A 20,751-nucleotide genomic window follows, 5' to 3' on the forward strand; every position below is an offset into this window, starting at 1 on the left:
GTGGGGGGACGGGGCGTGTCCCGGGCGGGGGCGGGGCGGCGGTGGGCGGTGGCATGGGCCCCATGAGGCGTGCGGGCAGATCATCGGACTATTACGGCCGTCGGGTGAGCGGTGGGCTGCTGGTGGCGGTGCTGCTCGCGCTGCCCGGGGCCGCGTGGGCCGGTGGGTCCGGGGACGGGGCCCTGCGGATGACCGTCACCGTGGACGGGCGTTCCGACAGCGCGGAACGGCCGCCGGCGGTACGGGTCGGGGCGCAGGTCATGAAGCGGTACCGGCTGGAGAACCTGGGCGAGGCGCAGTTGTACGGGGTGCGGGTCGTCGACCCCGGCGTGCCCGACGGGACCGTGCGGTGCCCCCGGCAGCGGCTCGCCGCGCTCGGGGAGATGGAGTGCGTCGCCCGTTTCCCCGCCCTGCCCGGGGTGCGCCTCGCCACCGCGCGGGCCCAGGGGGACGTCCCCTCCCTCGACGCGCTGAGCAGCGCGACCGCCCGCTCCGGGTACGTCGGCGTCGCCGGGGGCCTCACGCTCACCGAGCGGGTCTCGGTCGGGGGCGAGCGGGCCGCCGTCACGTACACCGTCGCCAACCGGGGCAACCAGGTCCTCCACGCCGTACGCGTCGTCGACCCCGCCCTGCGGCTCGGCCCCGACGCCGTCGACTGCGGCGGACGCGCCGGGACCGTCGACCTGCTCCCCCCGGGCGCCTCGGCCCGCTGCACGGCCACCGTCCGGCGCCCGCCGGGCACCCACCGCAGCACCGGACTCGCCACCGGCAGCGACCGGGTCCCGACCTACGAACCCGACGGCCGGCTCGTCCCCGCCCCCCTGCTCACGGCCCGCTCCTCCACCGCCTTCATCGTCACGAACCCCGGGGGTGGCGGAGGTGGCGGAGGTGGCGGAGGTGGGGGGAACGGTGGGGCTGTCGGAGGGGATGGTGGGGCGGGTGGAGCGGGTGGAGCGGTCGGGACGGGTGGGGTGATCGGTTCCGGAGGGGTCTCCGGTGCCGCCGGTGCTGCTGGTGCTGCTGGTGCTGTCGGTGCTGCCGGTGCTGCTGGTGTCCCTGGTGCCCCTGGCGCCCTTGGCGCTCCTGGTGCCTTGGGAGCGGCCGGGGCGGCAGCAGGTGCCCCCGGGGCCCCTGGAGGCGCCGCGAATCCGGCAGGGGCCGCCGCTGGTGCCCAGGGAGTCGGGGGCGCGGCAGGAGCCGCTGGTGCTGGAGGAGCCGCTGGTGCCGCAGCGGTCGGCGGGGCCGCGCCCGGAGCCCCCGGAACCCGCGTCGCTCCCGGGGCCGCGCCCCCGGCCGCCGCTCTCGTCGAGGGTGCCGCTCCCGCCCCCGTGACCCCGCCGAAGGCCGTGCCGAAAGCCGTGCCGAAGGACGTGCCGCAGTCCCTGCCGGACACGCCGCCCGTCACCGCCGACCGGCAGAGGGCCACCGACGCCGTCGGCGACGAGGGGTTCCTGGGGCGGTTGCAGCGGCGGGCGCGGGAGGCGCACGAGTTCGGGGTCGTGGGCATGTTGCTGCTGCTCCTGATCCCGGCGGCCGTCGCGGCCGCCCTGCTCGGCAGCCGGGGGAGGTGACCGTGGCCCTGTTCGAGACGCTCGTCGTCGTGCTCGGCGTCGCGCTGGTCTCCGCCCTCGCCGTCGTCGTCAAGACCAGGCTCCTGCCGGTCGGGGAGGACGAGGAGCCGCGCGAGGACGTCGCCGAGTACATCGCCATGATGGTGTCGGTGCTGTACGCCATCGTGCTCGGGCTCTGTCTGGTGTCCGTCTGGGACACCCGGACCGACGCCGCCGACAACGTCCAGGCCGAGGCGAGCGCCCTGCACCAGACGTACCTGCTGGCGGACGCCTTCCCCGCCGCCCAGCGGCAACCGCTGCGGGACGCGGCCCGCACGTACGCCGACCACGTCGTCGACGTCGAGTGGCCGGCGATGACGGAGCGCGAGCCGCTCGGTCCGTCCGGCTGGCAGCTGCTCGATCGGCTCCGGAAGGCCGGCGAGGTCGGGGACGGGGCCAGGGTGCCGGAGCAGATCGCCGCCCAGGAGGTCCTGGCCCAGCTCGGTTACGTCGACGACGCGCGGCGGGGCCGGGAGGCTGCGGCGCAGGAGCGGCTCTCCCCCGTGCTGTGGACGGGGCTGCTGATCGGCGGCGCGCTGACGCTGGCGTTCATGTTCCTCTTCGGGATCAAGAGGAGTACGACCCACGTGGTGATGGTGATGGGGCTGTCCGGGTTCATCGCCTTCACCGTGCTGCTGATCCATCAGCTCGACGCGCCGTTCGGGGAGGTGCTCGGCGCGACCCCGGACCCGTTCACCCGCTACTTCGGGTGAGAAGCGTCCCCGGACGGGCACACATGGGCACGTGAAATATCTCGTACGGGACAAGATCTTCGCGATCGGCGACGACTACTGGATCGAGGACGAGCAGGGCCGCCCCGCCTTCCTCGTCGACGGCAAGGCCCTGCGGCTGCGCGACACCCTGGAGCTGAAGGACCCCGACGGGCGGGTCCTCGTCACGCTGCGGCAGAAGATGTTCAGCCTGCGGGACGCGATGACGATCGAGCGGGACGAGGGGCCGCTCGCGACCGTCCGCCGCAAACGGCTCTCCCTGCTCCGCAACCACTACCGGGTGACGCTGGTCGACGGGACCGAACTGGACGTCAGCGGCCGGATCCTGGACCGGGAGTTCACCGTCGAGTACGAGGGCGAACTCCTGGCCCACATCTCCCGGCAGTGGTTCCACGTCCGCGAGACGTACGCGGTGAACGTGGTCCGGGAGGACGCGGACGCGGCGCTGCAGATCGCGGTCGCCGTGTGCGTCATCCGGATGGCGGAGCGGGAACGGGAGGACTGACCTCCCTCCGGAGGCCTTCGCCCAGCCCGCCTTCGTCAGCCCGCCTTCGTCAACCCGCCTTCGTCAGCGCCTGCTCCGGGTCCGCCCGCAGCTCCTCGACGTGTTCGGTGCCGACGGAGGGCCGGACCGTTCCGGCGGCGAAGGGACCGGTGGACGCGCCCTGTTCGACGGAGTGGTGGCGGACCCCGTCGTACAGCTCGGGGTCCTTGAAGACGGCGCTGCCGCCGAGGACGTCGGCGTGCCCGGCCGGGTGCCTGGTGGCGGAGTGGACGGCGAAGGCGGCGAGGGCCTCGCCCGGACGGGCCCCGTCCGGGCGGGCCTGATCCGGGTCGGCCCCGTCCGGGCGGGCCCCGCCCGAGTGGGTCACCGGGTCCGTCTCGGCGTCGCGACGCCGAGCACGCGGTCCTTGAGCGCCGGGAACTCCTCCCGGGTCGTCCGGACCTTCGCCGGGTCGAGGACGACCCGCAGGACCTCCTCGTCCGGGCCGGCCTCCGCGAGGGTCTCGCCCCAGGGGTCGACGACGATCGAGTGCCCGGCCTGCTCCACGCCCGCGTGGGTGCCGGCGGTGCCGCAGGCGAGGACGTACGCCTGGTTCTCGACGGCCCGGGCCCGGGCCAGGAGCGACCAGTGGGCGCGGCGGCGGGCGGGCCAGCCCGCCGGGACGACGAAGGCCTGGGCGCCGGCGTCGACGAGTCCGCGGAAGAGCTCGGGGAAGCGCAGGTCGTAGCAGGTGCCGACGCCGACGGTGAGGTGCGGCAGGTCGACGGTGACGAGGTCCTCCCCGGCGGCCATCAGCACGGCCTCGCCCTTGTCGAAGCCGAAGCGGTGGATCTTCCGGTAGGAGGCCGCGAGTTCGCCGTCGGGGGAGAGCACGAGCGAGGTGTTGTAGAGGGCGCCGCCCTCCGCCTCGACGAAGGAGCCGGCGTGCAGCCAGACCCCGGCGTCGCGGGCGGCCTCCGCCATCGCCCGGTGGGTGGGGCCGTTCAACGGCTCCGACTCCGCGGCGAAGAGGTCGGACGCGAAGGCGCCGACGGTCCACAGTTCCGGCAGGACCACGAGGTCGGCGTGGCCGGATTCCTCCCTCACGAGGCGCGCCGCGCGGGCGCGGCGGGCGTCGACCGGTTCGTCCGGGTCTACCGCGATCTGGATCAGCGAGGCGCGCACACTACCACCGTCCTGGCATTCGAGCCGTCAACACCGGCCTACGATCGTCACACGAAAGCACTGCCGGGGTGCCTTCGGGCAGCGTAACTTAGCGTCCGAGCCTCCCACCCAGTCGTGTTTTCAGCCCGCGCACCGAAGAACCGCCGAGGGGTCCCGTGACCGTCCATCCCAGCCTCCAGAACTACGCCGACGCCTGGACCCATTCCATCGAGGCGATAGCCGAGCTGGTGCAGCCGCTCGTGGAGGGCGAGTGGAACCGGCCGACCCCGTGCATCGGCTGGTCGGTGCGGGACATCGTCTCCCATGTGATCGGCATGGAGACGGAGATGCTCGGCGACCCGCGGCCGATCCACTCCCTGCCCCGCGACCTGTACCACGTGCGCAGTGACTTCGCGCGCTACATGGAGGTCCAGGTCGATGTGCGGCGGCACCACACCGCCCCGGAGATGACCTCGGAGCTGGAGTACATCCTCATCCGGCGGGCCCGGCAGCTCCGCAACGAGAACCGCTCCCCCGACCATCTGATCCGCGCTCCCCTCAGCGCCGAGCAGACCCTCGAACAGGGCTACCGCACGCGTGCCTTCGACGTGTGGGTGCACGAGCAGGACCTGCGGACGGCGCTGGGGGTGCCGGGGAACCTGGACTCGGCCGGGGCGCTCGTGGCCCGGGACGTGCTCCTGGAGGCGCTTCCGGACGTGGTCGCCAAGGACGCCGGGGCGCCCCCGTCCTCGGCGGTGGTGCTCGACGTGACCGGTCCGGTGGAGTTCCTGCGGACGGTGCGGGTCGACGCGGAGGGCCGCGGTTCGATCGACGGCGCGCCGTCGCTGGGCCCCGCGGTGACGCTGGCGACGGACTGGGAGACGTTCGTGCGCCTCGCCTGCGGCCGGGTCCGGCCGGCCGAGGTGGCCGACCGGATCAAGACCGAGGGCGACGAGGAGCTGGCGCGGGCCATCCTCGACAACTTCGCGGTGACGCCCCGATAGGTAGCGGCGCTCGCCGTGCCCCGGTGGATCGCGGCACGCTCCGCGCCCCGGTGGATCGCGGCACGCTCCGCGCCCCGGCAGGTCGCGGCGCTCTCTATACGGGGACGTGCACGGCCTCGACGCGGCTGGCGACGAGCCGTTCCCTTTCCCTGCGGTGGGTGCGGGCCTTGAGGCGGAGGATCTGCACGACGCCGAACGCCTCCAGGACGAAGACCGAGGAGAACGCGATCCGGTAGTCGTCGCCGGTCGCGTCGAGCAGCACGCCGACGGCGAGCAGCGTCGTCATCGAGGCGATGAAACCGCCCATGTTGACGATGCCCGAGGCGGTGCCCTGGCGCTCCGGCGGGTTGGCCGGGCGGGCGAAGTCGAAGCCGATCATCGAGGCCGGTCCGCAGGCGCCGAGGACCAGGCAGAGGGTGACGAGCAGCCACATCGGCGCGTGGTCGCCGGGGTACGCGAGGGTCGTGCCCCACAGCAGGGCGGTGGCCGCGACCGTGCCGAGGGCGAGCGGGGCGCGGGCCGCGTGGTGGCGGGCGATGATCTGCCCGTACGCGAGGCCGACGGCCATGTTCGACAGCACGACCAGGGTGAGCAGCGTCCCGGCGGTGGACCGGGAGAGGCCCTGCGCCTCGACGAGGAACGGCAGGCCCCAGAGCAGCAGGAACACCATGGCGGGGAACTGGGTGGTGAAGTGCACCCACATGCCGAGCCGGGTGCCGGGCTCCCGCCAGGACGCGGCGATCTGGCGGCGGACGTAGGCGGCGCCCGCGTGCCTGGTCGGCTCCGGCTCGTACCCCTCGGGGTGGTCCTTGAGGAAGAGCAGCAGCAGGACGAGGACGACGGCGCCGGCGAGGGAGCTGCCGACGAAGGTGGTCGTCCAGCCGAGGCCGTGCAGGGCGCGGGCGATGAAGACGGTGGAGACGAGGTTGCCGGCCATGCCGAAGAGGGCGGCGACCTGGCCGATGAGCGGGCCCCGGCGGGCGGGGAACCAGCGGCTGCCGAGCCGCAGGACGCTGATGAAGGTCATGGCGTCGCCGCAGCCGAGCAGGGCGCGGGAGGCGAGCGCCGTGCCGTACGAGGGGGAGAGCGCGAAGCCGAGCTGGCCGACGGTGAAGAGCACGACGCCGAGGGTCAGGACCTTCTTGGTGCCGAGCCGGTCGACCATGAGGCCGACGGGTATCTGCATGCCGGCGTAGACGAGCAGCTGGAGGATGGAGAAGGTGGAGAGCGCCGAGGCGTTGACGTCGAAGCGGTCGGCGGCGTCGAGGCCGGCGACGCCCAGGGACGTGCGGAAGATGACGGCGACGAAGTAGACGGCGACGCCGACGCCCCAGACGAGGGCGGCGCGGCGGCCGCCGGGCGGGTCGTCGGGCAGGCTGACCGGGCTCATCGGTCCTCACCCCGGACCAGGACCTTGACCCAGCTGAGGTGCTGGCGGACGCAGTGCGCGGCGCCCTCGACGTCGCCGGCCCTGATGCGGTCGAGGATCTCGGCGTGCTCGGTGATGTTCTTGGCGACGCGGTCGGGCTGGGACTGCATCACGGCGACGCCCATGCGCAGCTGGCGGTCGCGGAGCTGGTCGTAGAGGCGGACGAGGATCTGGTTGCCGGCGTGCTTGACGATCTCGGCGTGGAAGCAGCGGTCGGTGACGGCGACCTCGGCGAGGTCGCCGGCCCCGGCGCGCCGCTTCTGCTCCTCCAGGAGCTCTTCGAGGCGGGCGATCAGGGCGGCGGGCGCGGGCACGGCCCGGCGGACGGCGAACTCCTCGACGAGCAGCCGGGTCTCGACGACGTCGGCGATCTCCTGCGCGGAGACGGCGAGGACGAGGGCGCCCTTCTTCGGGTAGAGCTTCAGCAGCCCTTCCATCTCCAGCTTGAGCAGCGCCTCGCGGACGGGGGTCCTGGACACCCCGACGGCCTGGGCGAGTTCGCCCTCGGTGAGGAGGGTCCCTCCCTCGTAGCGCCGGTCGAGTACGGCCTGCTTGACGTGCATGTAGACGCGGTCGGCCGCGGGGGGCTGCCTGGTGGGCGGGGCGGCGGGACCGGCGGGCGCTGATGGCATGCGCACAGGATAGATACAACAAGGGTGCAAGGGGGAGCCCCGTCCGCATCATGGACGGGGCCGGCCGTGCGGAGCGCGGACTCAGCCCGCGTTCTCGTAGCGGTAGTCGTAGTACTTCTCACCCGCGACGAGAACGGAGGTGAAATGGACCGGAATTCCGTCCGCTTTCCGCGGGACCTCCTGCGAGGTCTGCCGCGTGAAACCGAGCGAGACCCCCGGGACCACCGGATTCTCCGGATTCTCCGCGTCGACCGTCCAGCCGCGCCCCGCCGCCCGCGCCAGGAGTTCGTCGGCCGGGGTCCGGAACACGTCCTCGCCGTCGAGCAGGACCCGGGTGGAGGTCTCCCGGCCCTCGCCCGGCCACCACAACTCGACCGCCGTGACGGTGTCCTCCTCCTCCAGGAGCACCTCCACGCCCACCGTGTCGCACTTCGTCGAGAGGGTCACCAGGACCCGGTTGGGGCGGGTGCGGACCCGGGGCTCGCCCCAGGGCGACACGGCCGCGACCGCCTCGTCGAGCGTCATCCCGAGCCGCACCGGCCCGACGCCGTGCGGGGGTTCGAGCAACAGGTCCATCTGCCCACCGTGCCTTTCTATTTCAGGATGTCGTAATCGATCGTCCAGCCGCGGTCCGTCAGCATCTTCTGGAATTTGCGGTTGTGTTTGAGGCTGTCGATCATATCGGCGATGTGGGTGTCGTACTTGTCCCCGTAGAGCGCCCGGATCTCGTTGATGTCCATCATCATCGCCTCGTCCCAGCGCCCCGCGTCGATGAGCGCCCGCTGGTCCGCGCGCCACTGGTCCGCCTCCTTGCTGGAGCCGGTGCTCGTCACGCCGCGGTGGTCGTCGTACTCCATGCGGATCGCCGGGCCCATGCCCGCGCCGCCGCTCTTCGTCTTCCGGAAACCGGCCTGGTCGAGGTGGGCGTAGGAGTCCTTCGCGGGGATGTGGTTGATCTCCATGTCGACGTCGGTGCGCCGGGTCCCGTCGTCCTTCTTGAGGTTCGCCGGCTGGAGTCCGCTGTACCAGCCGCCGTCCTCCGTGCACCCCTTGGCGATCAGGCCCTCGGGGTCCATCCGGACGTGCGGGTTGATCACGTAGGCGACCGGGTTGGGTGCCGGACCGAGGCCGAGCGGGTCGGGGCTGGTGTAGCGGGCGGTCGCCGGGTCGTAGTGGCGGTGCAGGTTGTAGTGGAGGCCCGTCTCCGGGTCGTCGTACTGGCCGGGGAGACGCAGCGGGGTGTACGCGACGGCGTCCCGGTTCCAGGTGGCCTGGCCCCACACGGTGGTCCGGCTGTGCCAGGCGACCTCCCCGTCCTCGTCGACGAGTTCGCTCGGGGTGCCGATGAGGTCCGTGACGATCGCGAAGAACCGCGCGTCCGTCTCCGCCCGCCCCGACTCCGCGTCACGGGCCCGGCGCTCCAGCTGGGCGAGCGGTCGGTGACCGTCGTAGTCCCAGGTGAGCGTGGTGCCCTGGGCCGAGTCCGTCTGCTCGACGAGCCGGCTGCCGTCCCAGGTGAACCGGACCGACTGCACGACCGTCAGCCCGTCCTCCGCCATCCGGTGCTTGGCCGTACGCCGGCCCAGCGGGTCGTAGGCGTACGTCCACAGCGTCCCGTCCGGCGTCCGGCAGGCGGTCAACCGGTCCTCGGCGTCCCAGGTGTACCGCCAGGTCTCCGGCTTGCGGGAGAGCCTGGTCCGCTGTCGCAGCACCACCCGGCCCGCGGCGTCGTACGCGTAGCGGACCGCGCCGGCGGCCAGGACCCGGGTGCCCCCGTAGCTGCGCGCGCCCCGGCCCTCGTCCCGCAGCGCCCGGTCCGGCCACTCGGCGTGGGTCTGGTTGCCCAGGGCGTCGTAGGAGTACCGCTCCGACCAGTCGTGCCCGGTCACCTCGGTCGGCCGGCCCACCGCGTCGAGGCCGAAGAGGGTGACGCGGCCGCTCAGCCGGTCGGTCACCTCCTCCGGAAAGCCGTCGGCCCGGTAGGCGTAGCCGCGCGACCGCAGCTCGCCGCGGGGGCCCGTGAGGGTCTGCCCGGCCAGTCGGCCGGCCGCGTTCCACTCGGAGGCCAGCGTCACGGGCCGGTCGGCCTCGCCGAAGACCCGGCTGAGCTCACGGCCCCGGGCGTCCCGGCCGAAGCGCACGGCGTGCCCGCCGCTGACCAGTTCGGTGCGCCGCCCGGCGGGGTCGTAGGCGAAGGTCGACACCGCGCCCGTCGGCGTGGTGCGGGACACCACCCGGCCCGCCGCGTCCCGCTCGTACCGGAGGGTGCGGCCGTCGACGGTCTCGGCGAGGACCCGGCCCAGGGCGTCCCGTTCCAGGGTCAGGGTGGAATCGGGGGCCGTGACCTCGATGATCCGGCCGGCCGCGTCGTAGCGGTACCGGGTGGTCCGGCCGGCGACCTCCTTGGTGAGGAGGCGGCCGCAGACGTCGTACGCGAGGGCGGTGGTGTCGCCGAGCGGGCCGGTGCGTCCGACGAGCCGGCCGCAGGCGTCGTGGGCGTAGCGGACGGTGCGGCCGTCGAAGTCGGTCTCGGCGACCAGCCGGCCGGCCGCGTCGTAGGCGTACGTCCAGGTCAGCCCCTGCGGACCCCGCACCTCGGTGAGCCGGAGCTCGGTGTCGTAGCGGAACTCGTAGCGGGCCCCGTCCGCGCCCGTCCGGGCCGTGAGCAGGTCGAAGTGGCCGTACTCGAAGCGGGTGGTGGCGCCGGTCGCGTCGGTGTGGGACGCGCAGTTGCCCTCCTCGTCCCAGGTCCAGCTCTCGGTGGCGCCGTCCGGTCCGGTCAGGCGGGAGAGCCAGCCCTCCGGCGTCCACTCCATGGTGGTCACGGCGCCGGTGGGGTCGGTGCCGCGCAGCGGGCGGCCGTAGGCGTCGCGGGCGACGGCGTAGGTGTGGCCGAGGGCGTCGGTGGCGGTGAGGGTGACACCGGCGTCGTCGGTCGTGAAGCGCTCGGTGGCCCCGTCCGGGCCGGTGCGTGCGGTGAGCGCGCCGAAGGCGTCGTGGGTGAAGCGGGTCGCCGCGCCGTCGGGGGCGAGGAGTTCGGTGCGGTTGCCGCGCGCGTCGAAGGTCTGGCGCCAGGTCGTGCCGTCGGGCCCGGTGACCGCCACCGGCAGGTGCAGGGCGTCGTAGGCGGTGGTGGCCTCGGTGCCGTCGGGGAAGCGGATGCGGATGAGGTCGGCGTGGTCGTCCCAGGTGAAGTGGGCCTCGTTGCCGAGCGGGTCGGTGCGGGAGAGCAGGTTGTCGTGGCGGTCCCAGCTCCGCAGCACCGTGTTGCCGAGCGGGTCGGTCTCGGCGACGACCTGCCCGAGCTCGTTGAGCCGGACGACCGAGACGGCCCCGGTGGAGTCGGTGAAGCGGGTGAGGCGGTGTCCGGTGGCGGCGTCGGTCTCGTAGGCGAAACGGGAGGAGAGGAAGCCGTCGGGGCCGATGGTCTCGACGACCCGGCCGGCGCCGTCGTACACGTACCGGTAGACGGCTCCCTTGCGGTTGGTCCAGGAGGTGACGCGGGCCTGGTCGTCGTAGGTGAACCGGAGCGGGCGGCCGGAGCAGTTGGTGACGGTGTCGAGGTTGCCGAAGGGGTCGTACCCGAACGAGGTGAGGGTCCTGGCCCCCTCCGGGGCGTACAGGGAGAGGCCGGTGACCCGCCCCGCGTCCGGGTCGGTGACGACGAGGGCGCGGTAGCCGCCCTCGTGGACGACCGAGGCGGGCAGGCCGTCGTCGCCGCGCTGGATGTGGACGACGTTGCCGTGCCGGTCCTCGATCGAGCGGAGCCAGTAGTGGAGCGTGCCGCGGAAGGGGTTGCCGGTGTAGTGGCGGGTGAGTCCGGCGTGCGGGTCGCGCATCGCGTAGGTGACCTCGCCGAGCGCGCCCGCGTCGGCGAGCGAGAGCGGCAGCCGGGCCCCCTCGACGGGCCACACCTCGTCGTCCTCGCCCTGCGGGAGCCTCGGATAGACCAGGACGGAGCCGTCCTCACGGGCCAGCAGCGCGCCGCCCCTGGGGTCGAGTTCGATCCGCTCGTCGAGGGTGGAGGCCCAGCTGCGGCCGAAGAACTGGCCGTAGCGGTAGCCGGAGAGGTGGGTGCGGCGCAGGATCAGGGGCAGGACGCCGGGCAGGGCCAGATCGGTCTGGGTGAGGACCATCTCGCCGGAGGCGATGTCGACCGGGTCGGTCGCGCAGCGGCGGGTGTTGACGGGGGTTCCCTTGCCCCGCGGATCGTCCTTCGCGTCCCTCATCGAGTCGGGCTTCACGGTGGACGGGCCGCGCTTGTCGTTCGCACCGCCCCCGGGGCCCCTGCCGCCGCCGTCCTCGTCCTTGCGGCGTTCGTTGGCGAGACGGGCGCGCACGTCGTCGTCGTGGTTCTTGTGGTCGACGGAGATCTGCTTGACCGCCTTGGGCAGCGTCTTGCCGACGTGGTCCCCCATGGTCGTGGCGGACTTGGCGAGGGCGTCCATCGCCTTGTCGAGGACCGGGTCGAGGGCCTGGGCGATGGAGTCACGGCCACGGGTGCGGCCGTGGTGCGACCTGGCCTTGGTGAGCTTCCCGCTGGTCTTGCCGTGGATGGCGACGCTGACGCCGTTGAGCTGGGTCCCGGCGTGATCGTGCTCGGCGTGGTCGATGGAGAACCCCTTGCCACCGCCGGGGCCGGCGCCCGAGCCGCCCGCGGAGGCGAGGTTCAGTGCGTCCTTGGAGGACTGCACGCCGTCCTTGAATCCGTTCGCGCCCGCCTGCTTGGCCTGGTCGAGGTCGACCCCGTCCTGGAGGCCGAGGGCGGTGGCACCGAGCTGGACGACGAGGTCGGCGGCGAGGTTCTCCAGGGCGGCGACGGCCGGCTCGGTCATCGCCGAGACGATGAAGGAGACCGCCTCCTCCATGCACTCCTTGATGAGGCGCTTGACCACCTCCTGGGTGGCCCGCATCGCGCCCGCGCCGATCAGCGCGGAGAGCCCGCCGGTGACCGGGATGAGGGAGAGGGCGATGCCTGCTTCCGAGGCCAGGTAGCCGAGTTGGACGAGGGCCGCGCCCTTCATGACCTCGACGGCCGTCGCGGCGGCGTCGACGCCGCCGGCGATGGTGCGCGCCGCCGAGGCGATGTCCTTGATGTGCTTGTCCTTGACCTTGCCCCAGTGCCCGTTGAGGGCGTCGAGGGCCTCGCCGTGTCCGGAGGAGAGCAGCCGCTGCACGTGGTTGTTCGCGAGCTGTCCGTCGTCCTCCAGGTCGGAGGCGAACTCCCGCAGGGCGTCGGCCATGTCCCGGTAGGCGTCCTCGTCCACATTGGGCCAGGCCACGCCTATGAGGTCGAGAAGTGTGTCCGCCCAGCCGGGCACCGTGACCGCCATGCTTCCCCCTGTGCGTCCGTGTGTGCGTCCCGTTCGCGAAGCGGAACAGTCCTACCACGTACGAGGACGCGGAAACACATCCGGCGGTGGCATCAGCCACCGCCGGATGTTTCACGTGAAACGGACGAACGGCGTCACTACGCCCAGGTGATGAGCCTCTTCGGGTTCTCCAGGACCGCGGCGACGTCCGCCAGGAACTTGGAGCCGAGCTCGCCGTCGACCAGGCGGTGGTCGAAGGAGAGGGCCAGCGTGGTGACCTGACGCGGCTTCACCTTGCCCTTGTGGACCCACGGCTGGAGCTTGATCGCACCGACCGCGAGGATCGCGGACTCGCCGGGGTTCAGGATCGGCGTGCCGGTGTCGACGCCGAAGACGCCGACGTTGGTGATGGTGAAGGTGCCGCCCTGCATCGCCGCCGGGGTCGTCTTGCCCTCGCGGGCGGTCGCGACGAGCTCGCTCAGGGACCGCGAGAGCTCGGGCAGGGTCTGGGCGTGCGCGTCCTTGATGTTCGGCACGATCAGACCGCGCGGGGTGGCCGCGGCGATGCCCAGGTTCACGTAGTGCTTGAGGACGATCTCCTGCGCCGCCTCGTCCCAGGACGCGTTGATCTCCGGGTTGCGCTTGACCGCGACCAGGACGGCCTTGGCGACGAGGAGGAGCGGGTTGACCCGCAGGCCCGCCATGTCCTTGTCGGACTTGAGCTCCTCGACCAGCTTCATCGTGCGCGTGATGTCGAAGGTCACGAACTCGGTGACGTGCGGGGCGGTGAAGGCCGAACCGACCATCGCCGCCGCCGTGGCCTTCCGCACGCCCTTGATGGGTACACGGGTCTCCCGGGCGTCGGACGCCACGGCCGTCGCGGCGGCGGGCGCCGCGGCAGGGGCCGGTGCCGCCACGGGCGCCGGGGCCTCGACGGCCGGGGCCGGCGCCGGAGCGGCCGCCGCGTGGACGTCCTCGCGGGTGATGATCCCGTCCGGGCCGGTCGGGGTGACCGTCGCCAGGTCGACACCGAGGTCCTTGGCGAGCTTCCGCACCGGCGGCTTGGCCAGCGGGCGGCCGGCCGCGGGACCGTGGCCGTTCAGCTGCTCGGGGACCACCGGGGCGGGCGCGACGACCTCGGCCGCCTGCGCCGGGGCGCCCGGCGTCCTGCGCGCGCGCCGCTTGGTGGAGCTCGCGGCCACGCCGTAGCCGACGAGGACCGGCTGGCGGCCCTCCGGCTGGGCAGCCTCCGGCTCGGCCACCGGCTCCTGGACGGGGGCGGCCGCCACGGCCGGGGCCGCCGGGGCCTCGGGCTCGGCGCCGCCGCCCACGTTCACCGAGATGATGACCTGGCCGACGTCGACCGTGGTGCCCTCGGGGAAGAGGATCTCGTGGACCGTCCCGTCGAAGGGGATGGGCAGCTCGACGGCGGCCTTGGCCGTCTCGACCTCGATCACGACCTGCCCGTCGGTGACGGTGTCACCGGGCTGGACGTACCACTTGAGGATCTCGGCCTCGGTCAGGCCCTCGCCCACGTCGGGCATCTTGAATTCGCGGATCGTCACGGTGCTCTCCTCAGTACGCCAGCGAGCGGTCGACGGCGTCGAGCACGCGGTCCAGGCCCGGCAGGTACTCCTCCTCCAGGCGCGCCGGCGGGTACGGCGCGTGGTAGCCGCCGACCCGCAGGACGGGGGCCTCCAGGTGGTAGAAGCAGCGCTCGGTGATCCGGGCGGCGATCTCCGCCCCGGAGCCGAAGAACACCGGCGCCTCGTGGACGACGACCAGGCGGCGGGTCTTCTCGACCGAGGCCTGGATGGTGTCGAAGTCGAGCGGGGAGATCGAGCGCAGGTCCACGACCTCGATCGACTTGCCCTCCTCGGCGGCGGCCGCGGCCGCCTCCAGGCAGGTCTTCACCATCGGGCCGTAGGCCACGAGGGTGAGGTCCGTGCCCTCGCGGGCGACCCGGGCCTTGTGCAGCTCGCCGGGGATGGCCTCGGTGTCGACCTCGCCCTTGTCCCAGTAGCGGCGCTTGGGCTCGAAGAAGATCACCGGGTCGTCGCTCTGGATCGCCTGCTGGAGCATCCAGTAGGCGTCGGAGGAGTTCGCCGGGGTGACGACCTTAAGGCCCGCGACGTGCGCGAAGAGCGACTCGGGGGACTCGGAGTGGTGCTCGACGGCGCCGATGCCACCGCCGTACGGGATGCGGATGACGACCGGCATCTTCACGGTGCCGAGCGAACGGGCCCGCATCTTCGCCAGCTGCGTGACGATCTGGTCGTACGCCGGGAAGACGAAGCCGTCGAACTGGATCTCCACGACCGGCCGGTAGCCGCGCAGCGCGAGGCCGATCGCGGTGCCGACGATGCCGGACTCGGCGAGCGGGGTGTCGACGACCCGGTCCTCGCCGAAGTCCTTCTGCAGGCCGTCGGTGATCCGGAAGACACCGCCGAGCTTGCCGACGTCCAGGCCCATGATGACGACCTTGGGGTCGGTCTCCAGGGCCTTGCGCAGCGACTCGTTGAGCGCCTTCGCCAGGGGAAGCTTCTGAACAGCCATGGTTACTCGGCCTCTCCGCCCGTGAAGGACTCCTGGTAGGCGGCGAACTGCGCGCGCTCCTCGTCGACGAGCGCGTGCCCGTCCGCGTACGTGTGGTCGAACATCGCCATGTGGTCCGGGACGGGCATGGCGCGGACGACCTCGCGGACGTTCTTGCCGAGGGCCTCGCTCTCCGCTTCCAGCTCCTCGAAGAAGGCCGCGTCGGCGTGGCCCTCGTTCTCCAGGTACGCCTTCAGCCGGAGGATCGGGTCCTTGGCCTCCCACGCCTCGCGCTCCGCGTCGCGGCGGTAGCGCGTCGGGTCGTCGGAGGTGGTGTGGGCGGCCATGCGGTAGGTGAAGGCCTCGACGAGCGTCGGACCCTCGCCGCGGCGGGCGCGCTCCAGGGCGGACCGGGTCACGGCCAGGCACGCGAGGACGTCGTTGCCGTCGACGCGGACGCCGGGGAAGCCGAAGCCGCGGGCGCGCTGGTAGAGCGGGACGCGGCTCTGCTTCTCGATGGGCTCGGAAATGGCCCACTGGTTGTTCTGGCAGAAGAACACGACGGGGGCGTTGTAGACCGCGGAGAAGACGAACGACTCGTTGACGTCGCCCTGGCTGGAGGCGCCGTCGCCGAAGTAGGCGAGCACGGCGGAGTCCGCGCCGTCCTTGGCGATGCCCATGGCGTAGCCGGTGGCGTGCAGGGTCTGCGAGCCGAGGACGATCGTGTACAGGTGGAAATTGTTGCTGTTGGGATCCCAGCCGCCGTTGTTCACGCCGCGGAACATTCCCAGCAGGTTCGTCGGGTCGACCCCGCGACACCAGGCGACGCCGTGCTCCCGATAGGTCGGGAAGACGTAGTCGTCGTCGCGCAGGGCCCGGCCCGAACCGATCTGGGCGGCCTCCTGGCCGAGCAGCGAGGCCCACAGGCCCAGCTCTCCCTGACGCTGCAGGGCGGTCGCCTCGGCGTCGAAGCGGCGGGTGAGGACCATGTCGCGGTACAGACCGCGCAGTTCCTCGGCGCTCAGGTCGATGTCGTAGTCGGGGTGCTGAACGCGCTCCCCTTCGGGCGTCAGCAGCTGAACGAGCTCGGGCTCCGTGGCCGTGGCGGCCGTCGCCTTCTTGGTGGTGCTCGTGCTCGCGCTTGCGGTGCGCTTGGTGCCGCTGCTGCGTCGCGTCGTCTTGCGCGCGGCAGTGCTCTCCACGGTCACGTGCGTGCTCCTCCGTCGGTCCGGCCCCCGGGTTCGCCGGTGAGGCCAGTGCGGCTCCGCCTTGTCCGTACCTTCGCACGGGGTGGGTGCGACGCGGCCGGAGTCGGGCGTGAAAGGTGCCCCGGCGAGCGCCGTCATAGGCACGTTACCCATGACGCGGCATTCCCGCGAAACCCCACTTGACCTGCGATTTTGCTTGGATTTCCAAGTAAATCGAGAAAAGGGGGACTCATCCCTGGTCAGAGCATGGACAACGGCCCGACGCCGTCGTCGGAACAACCGGCACGTTATCCCGCGCACCCCGGGCGCCGGAAGACCCAATATGTGAGACTGACCGCGTGCGCGAAGAAGGAAAAATCCGGGTATTTCTGCTGGACGACCATGAAGTCGTCCGGCGCGGCGTCCACGAGCTGCTCTCCGTGGAGGGCGACATCGAGGTCGTCGGCGAGGCCGGGACGGCGGCGGACGCGCTGGTCAGGATCCCCGCGACCCGTCCGGACGTCGCCGTGCTCGACGTCCGGCTGCCCGACGGCAGCGGGGTGGAGGTGTGCCGGGAGATCCGTTCGCAGGACGAGTCGATCAAGTGCCTGATGCTGACCTCGTACGCGGACGACGAGGCGCTCTTCGACGCGATCATGGCCGGAGCCTCGGGCTACGTCCTCAAGGCGATCCGGGGCAACGAGCTGCTGAACGCCGTGCGGGACGTCGCGGCCGGCAGGTCGCTGCTCGACCCGGTGGCGACCGCCCGGGTCCTGGAGCGGCTGCGCGACGGCAACAACCCGAAGGGCGACGACAAGCTCGCCTCCCTGACGGATCAGGAGCGCAGGATCCTCGACCTGATCGGCGAGGGCCTGACCAACCGGGTCATCGGCGAGCGGCTCCACCTCGCGGAGAAGACCATCAAGAACTACGTCTCCAGCCTGCTGTCGAAGCTGGGCATGGAGCGGCGCTCCCAGGCGGCGGCGTACGTGGCCCGGCTCCAAGCCGAGCGCCACTGACGTCCTCGGTCTCCGGCACCGACCCGTGCCCGCCCCGTACGGACGGGGCGGGGCGGGGGGCGACGGAGCGGGGCCGGCGGCCCGTCCTCGGGACCTACGTCCCGATCGAACCGGGGCAGGGGTCCCTTTTCCGACACGGCGCCGGTGACGGAGAGTGGAGGCCATGTCCTCCGACGAGATCCGCGCCATCGAGCTGCTCAGCCGCGTGTCGTACGGCCGGGTGGCGACGAGCATGCGGGCGATGCCGTTCGTCGCTCCCGCCCGCCACGTCGTGGCCGACGGCCGCGTCCTGCTCCGGATGCACCGGGGTCTCGGCTACCACCGCGCCTGCAACGGCAGCGTGGTCGCGTACGGCGCGGACAACTGCGACTCCGGCGCCGAGCACATCTGGTCCGTGCAGTTCACGGGCACGGCCGAGACCGTCGAGCCGACGGCGGAGGAGCTGGCGGCCTTCGGCCCCGAGCCGGTGCGGGTGGACGGCGAGCCCTTCGCCCCGGTGTTCATGCGGATCGAGCCGCAGTTCGTGACGGTCCACGAACTCGACTGCGGCGGGCACGCGGAGACCGGGAACCCGGCCGGTTCCGCACCCCGCTCCTCCGGGCGACGCCTCCGCCACGCAGCGTGATCTAACATCTGCGGAGTGCCGCGCTCATCTGCACCCCACGCTCCGCCCGTCCGCCCCCTCCTGCGCCGCTACACGGACGTGGGCGAGCCCCTCTCCTGCGTCCCCGTGACCGAGGGCCTGCTCAACCGCGGCTACCGGCTCTCCACCACCCGTGGGGCGTACTTCCTCAAGCAGCACCTGGACGCCCCCACCTCGGACCGGGCCACCATCACCCGCCAGCACCGCGCCACCCAGCGCTTACACGCCCTCGGCCTGCCCGTGGCGCCGCCGCTCCCCGACAGCCGGGGCCGCACGGTCGCCCTCGTCGGCGGCCACTGCTACGCCCTGCACCCCTGGGTCGACGGCCGCCACCGCGACGGCGCCCAGCTCTCCACCGGCTGCTCCCGCCGCCTCGGCACCCTCCTCGGCCGCGTCCACACCTGCCTGGAGCAGGTCATGGAATCCCCACCGCCGGGCGGCGAGCACGAGAGCGCCCGCCCCGAGGACACCTTCCGGGCCATCGAGGAGCTGCTCCGCCTCGCCCGCGCGCACCGCCCCCGCGACAGCTTCGACGCGCTCGCCGAGCACCGGCTCAGGGAGCGGCGCAGGCTGCTCGCCCAGCACGCCCACCACCGGCCGCCGGCCGCCTCCGCCGCCGGGTGGGTGCACGGCGACTTCCACCCGCTGAACCTGCTGTACCGGGGCGCGGAGCCCGCCGCGATCGTCGACTGGGACCGGCTCGGGGTCCGCCCCAGGGCCGAGGAGGCGGTCAGGGCCGCCGCGATCTTCTTCGTACGGCCGGAGGGGGAGCTGGCCCTGGAGAAGGTGCGGGCGTACGCGCGCGCGTACCGGCGGGCGACGGGGGCGGACGGCGCCGAGCTGGCCGCGGCGGCGCACCGGGTGTGGTGGGAGCGGCTCAACGACTTCTGGACCCTGCGCTGGCGCTACCAGCTGCACGACCGGCGGGCCGACCCGCAGTTCCCCGCGGTGTCGGCCCTGGCGGTCTGGTGGACGCGTGAGTACGCGGCGGTCCGCGACGCCTTCGCCGGCTGAGCCCGACGAACACGACGGACACGACGAACACGACGAAGACGACGAAGACGACGAGGACGGCGAGGACGGCGAACACGACGGGCATGGCTCCGTCGCAGTCGCCGCCGCCAGGAAGCCGTCAGCCGGCCTCTGCGCCCCGGCTCCCAGCCGTCAGCCGGTCCCGGTGCCCCCGAGCCGTCAGCCGGTCTCGGTGCCCGTTCCCGGCGGCGGGGTGTCCGGGTTGCCGTTGCCGCCGGAGGAGTCGTCGGTCGGCTGGCCGGTCGGCTCCGTGGGCGCACCGGTCGTCGGCTCGCCCGTCGGCTCCGTCGGCGTGTTCGTCGGATCGGTCGGCGGCGTGGTCGTCGGCTCCGTCGGCGTCTCGGTCGTCGGCGTGCCCGTGGGCTGCGTCGGCTGCCGCGTCGTCGGCGGGTTCCACGGCTGCTGCGTCTCGCCGCCGGTCGACGTGCCCGAATCCTGGGTGGGCTCCTCGGAGGGCTCCTCCGAGGGGGTGGGCGCCTCGGAGGCGGTCGACGGCGAGGTGCTGACGGTGGTCGTCGGCGGCTTCACGTCGCTGCCCGGGTCGCCCGTCTTGTTGACCGCGTACGCGACGCCCGCGACGATCGCGATCAGCGCGAGCGCGGCGAGCAGCCACACCTTGCCCCGGCCGCCGCTGCCGCCGTTCTGCGCGGCGTACCCGTCCTGGCCGTAGCCGCCGGTGCCGCCCGTGCCGCCGTCGTAACCGCCGTCGTTCGGGTTCATCGGCGGAAGGATCGGTCCCTGCGCGGTCTCGCCGTGCACGGGGTGGCCCATCGCGGCCGTCGCGGCCATGCCGCCGACCGGGGTGTGCCCGCCTTCGTGCATCTCGACCGGCCCGGTGTTCCACGTGCCGATGTGGCCGCCCTGCTGCTGGAGCATCTGCAGGCCGTACTGGATGAGGCCGCGCATCTCCTCGGCGCTCTGGAACCGGTCGTCCGGGTCCTTCGCGAGCGAGCGCATGACCAGGCCGTCGAGCTCCGGCGGCACGGACGGCGCCACCTCGGACGGCGGGATCGGGGCGTCCTGGACGTGCTGGTACACGACGGACAGCGGGGTCTCACCGGTGAAGGGGGGCCGCAGCGCGAGGAGTTCGTAGAGCAGGCAGCCCGTGGCGTACAGGTCGGAGCGGTGGTCGACCGTCTTGCCGAGGGCCTGCTCGGGGGAGAGGTACTGCGGGGTGCCCATGACCATGCCGGTCTGGGTCATCGTCGACTGCGCGCCGTGCAGGGCGCGCGCGATGCCGAAGTCCATGACCTTCACCGCGCCGGTGTGCGTGATGATCACGTTCGCCGGCTTGATGTCGCGGTGCACGATGCCGTGCTGGTGCGAGTAGGCCAGCGCCTCCAGGACGCCGGAGACGATGATGAGCGCCTGCTCGGGGCCGGGTGCCTCGGCGCTGAGCAGCAGGTCGCGGATGGTGCGGCCCTCGACCAGCTCCATCACGATGTACGGCACGGGCCGGCCGCCCACGAGGTCCTCGCCGGAGTCGTACACGGCGACGATCGCGTGATGGTTGAGCCCGGCGACGGACTGCGCCTCGCGGGTGAAGCGGGCCTTGGAGACCGGGTCCTCGGCGAGATCGGCGCGCAGCAGCTTGACGGCCACGGTGCGGCCGAGCCGTACGTCCTCGGCGGCGAAGACCTCCGCCATGCCGCCCCGGCCCAGACGGTGCGTCAGGCGGTAGCGGCCGTCGCCGACGACGCCGCCCTCGCCCCATGATTCCGCCGACGCGTCCGGCACACCGCCACCTGCTCCGGATTCGGGTGCCATCAGTCCTCGCCGTCGTCTGTCGTGCCGTGTCCAGTCGTCACGCTACAGGCTCCGTACGACACCACGGTCCGAGATGGACCGGCCATCAAACCCCTTCGACGTACACCTGTGCAAATTCGACGGGTTTACTCCGGCCGTGCGGAAACGCTTCCTGTGCGGAGGGTCACGGAACGGGCACCCGGCTTGACGTGTCACTGCCCTG

The 20,751-nt window shown here is 72.7% G+C and carries 17 protein-coding genes; 7 read left to right on the plus strand and 10 right to left on the minus strand.

The features are described 5' to 3' along the window. Nucleotides 1-104 precede the first annotated feature (104 nt). The 3 genes from ACZ66Z_RS14080 to ACZ66Z_RS14090 are packed head-to-tail and all read left to right on the plus strand — an operon-like array spanning nt 105 to nt 2,846. A complete protein-coding gene (locus ACZ66Z_RS14080) occupies nt 105-1,571 on the plus strand; it encodes a hypothetical protein (RefSeq protein ID WP_469934212.1) in 1,467 nt (488 codons plus the stop codon). Nucleotides 1,572-1,573: 2 nt separating this feature from the next. After that, on the plus strand, nt 1,574-2,323 hold the full coding sequence (locus tag ACZ66Z_RS14085; RefSeq protein ID WP_469934213.1) for a bestrophin-like domain: 750 nt from the start codon (nt 1,574-1,576) through the stop codon (nt 2,321-2,323). Nucleotides 2,324-2,354: 31 nt separating this feature from the next. After that, nucleotides 2,355-2,846 carry an LURP-one-related/scramblase family protein gene (locus ACZ66Z_RS14090; RefSeq protein WP_469934214.1) on the plus strand — a complete coding sequence of 164 codons (492 nt, stop codon included), beginning with the start codon at nt 2,355-2,357 and terminating at the stop codon, nt 2,844-2,846. 49 nt (nt 2,847-2,895) lie between these two features. On the opposite strand, the gene ACZ66Z_RS14095 is transcribed toward ACZ66Z_RS14090, so the two are convergent. Next, complete coding sequence (locus tag ACZ66Z_RS14095; RefSeq protein WP_469934215.1) at nt 2,896-3,213, minus strand: hypothetical protein; 318 nt, start codon at nt 3,211-3,213, stop codon at nt 2,896-2,898. After that, the gene (locus ACZ66Z_RS14100; protein WP_469934216.1) at nt 3,210-4,010 is read right to left on the minus strand and encodes a carbon-nitrogen family hydrolase; all 801 of its coding nucleotides are present in this window, start codon (nt 4,008-4,010) and stop codon (nt 3,210-3,212) included. Before ACZ66Z_RS14100 ends, ACZ66Z_RS14095 begins: the two co-directional genes overlap by 4 nt. Nucleotides 4,011-4,165: 155 nt before the next feature. Between ACZ66Z_RS14100 and ACZ66Z_RS14105 the strand changes: the two genes are divergently transcribed. Further along, complete coding sequence (locus ACZ66Z_RS14105; RefSeq protein ID WP_469934217.1) at nt 4,166-4,993, plus strand: maleylpyruvate isomerase family mycothiol-dependent enzyme; 828 nt, start codon at nt 4,166-4,168, stop codon at nt 4,991-4,993. Nucleotides 4,994-5,087: 94 nt separating this feature from the next. On the opposite strand, the gene ACZ66Z_RS14110 is transcribed toward ACZ66Z_RS14105, so the two are convergent. From ACZ66Z_RS14110 to pdhA, 7 genes are all read right to left on the minus strand, one after another. Next, complete coding sequence (locus ACZ66Z_RS14110; RefSeq protein ID WP_469934218.1) at nt 5,088-6,383, minus strand: MFS transporter; 1,296 nt, start codon at nt 6,381-6,383, stop codon at nt 5,088-5,090. Next, complete coding sequence (locus tag ACZ66Z_RS14115) at nt 6,380-7,054, minus strand: GntR family transcriptional regulator (RefSeq protein WP_469934219.1); 675 nt, start codon at nt 7,052-7,054, stop codon at nt 6,380-6,382. Before ACZ66Z_RS14115 ends, ACZ66Z_RS14110 begins: the two co-directional genes overlap by 4 nt. A gap of 81 nt (nt 7,055-7,135) precedes the next feature. Continuing rightward, a complete protein-coding gene (locus ACZ66Z_RS14120; RefSeq protein ID WP_469934220.1) occupies nt 7,136-7,630 on the minus strand; it encodes a hypothetical protein in 495 nt (164 codons plus the stop codon). 17 nt (nt 7,631-7,647) lie between these two features. Continuing rightward, the gene (locus ACZ66Z_RS14125) at nt 7,648-12,387 is read right to left on the minus strand and encodes a DUF6531 domain-containing protein (RefSeq protein WP_469934221.1); all 4,740 of its coding nucleotides are present in this window, start codon (nt 12,385-12,387) and stop codon (nt 7,648-7,650) included. 137 nt (nt 12,388-12,524) lie between these two features. Then, nucleotides 12,525-13,910 carry a dihydrolipoamide acetyltransferase family protein gene (locus ACZ66Z_RS14130; RefSeq protein WP_469934273.1) on the minus strand — a complete coding sequence of 462 codons (1,386 nt, stop codon included), beginning with the start codon at nt 13,908-13,910 and terminating at the stop codon, nt 12,525-12,527. 31 nt (nt 13,911-13,941) lie between these two features. Continuing rightward, nucleotides 13,942-14,922 carry an alpha-ketoacid dehydrogenase subunit beta gene (locus tag ACZ66Z_RS14135; protein WP_093875189.1) on the minus strand — a complete coding sequence of 327 codons (981 nt, stop codon included), beginning with the start codon at nt 14,920-14,922 and terminating at the stop codon, nt 13,942-13,944. Between the two features lie 2 nt (nt 14,923-14,924). After that, a complete protein-coding gene (gene pdhA / locus ACZ66Z_RS14140; RefSeq protein ID WP_469934222.1) occupies nt 14,925-16,109 on the minus strand; it encodes a pyruvate dehydrogenase (acetyl-transferring) E1 component subunit alpha in 1,185 nt (394 codons plus the stop codon). A gap of 338 nt (nt 16,110-16,447) precedes the next feature. Between pdhA and ACZ66Z_RS14145 the strand changes: the two genes are divergently transcribed. From ACZ66Z_RS14145 to ACZ66Z_RS14155, 3 genes are all read left to right on the plus strand, one after another. Then, on the plus strand, nt 16,448-17,107 hold the full coding sequence (locus ACZ66Z_RS14145) for a response regulator (protein ID WP_469934223.1): 660 nt from the start codon (nt 16,448-16,450) through the stop codon (nt 17,105-17,107). 163 nt (nt 17,108-17,270) lie between these two features. Further along, complete coding sequence (locus ACZ66Z_RS14150) at nt 17,271-17,732, plus strand: pyridoxamine 5'-phosphate oxidase family protein (RefSeq protein ID WP_469934224.1); 462 nt, start codon at nt 17,271-17,273, stop codon at nt 17,730-17,732. Nucleotides 17,733-17,747: 15 nt separating this feature from the next. Next, nucleotides 17,748-18,764 carry a phosphotransferase gene (locus ACZ66Z_RS14155; protein ID WP_469934225.1) on the plus strand — a complete coding sequence of 339 codons (1,017 nt, stop codon included), beginning with the start codon at nt 17,748-17,750 and terminating at the stop codon, nt 18,762-18,764. A gap of 177 nt (nt 18,765-18,941) precedes the next feature. Here the strand turns inward: ACZ66Z_RS14155 and ACZ66Z_RS14160 are convergent, their stop codons facing one another. Further along, nucleotides 18,942-20,549, minus strand: coding sequence for a protein kinase domain-containing protein (locus ACZ66Z_RS14160; protein ID WP_469934226.1), 1,608 nt, complete (start codon nt 20,547-20,549; stop codon nt 18,942-18,944). Nucleotides 20,550-20,751 lie beyond the last annotated feature (202 nt).

This window comes from Streptomyces sp. NPDC107498, assembly GCF_055582805.1.

Coding starts and splice junctions, on each gene's coding strand:
- ACZ66Z_RS14110 (WP_469934218.1), bottom strand. CDS start 6,383: ATGAGCCCGGTCAGCCTGCCCGACGACCCGCCCGGCGGCCGCCGCGCC.
- ACZ66Z_RS14115 (WP_469934219.1), bottom strand. CDS start 7,054: ATGCCATCAGCGCCCGCCGGTCCCGCCGCCCCGCCCACCAGGCAGCCC.
- ACZ66Z_RS14120 (WP_469934220.1), bottom strand. CDS start 7,630: ATGGACCTGTTGCTCGAACCCCCGCACGGCGTCGGGCCGGTGCGGCTC.
- ACZ66Z_RS14125 (WP_469934221.1), bottom strand. CDS start 12,387: ATGGCGGTCACGGTGCCCGGCTGGGCGGACACACTTCTCGACCTCATA.
- ACZ66Z_RS14130 (WP_469934273.1), bottom strand. CDS start 13,910: ATGCCCGACGTGGGCGAGGGCCTGACCGAGGCCGAGATCCTCAAGTGG.
- ACZ66Z_RS14135 (WP_093875189.1), bottom strand. CDS start 14,922: ATGGCTGTTCAGAAGCTTCCCCTGGCGAAGGCGCTCAACGAGTCGCTG.
- ACZ66Z_RS14150 (WP_469934224.1), top strand. CDS start 17,271: ATGTCCTCCGACGAGATCCGCGCCATCGAGCTGCTCAGCCGCGTGTCG.
- ACZ66Z_RS14160 (WP_469934226.1), bottom strand. CDS start 20,549: ATGGCACCCGAATCCGGAGCAGGTGGCGGTGTGCCGGACGCGTCGGCG.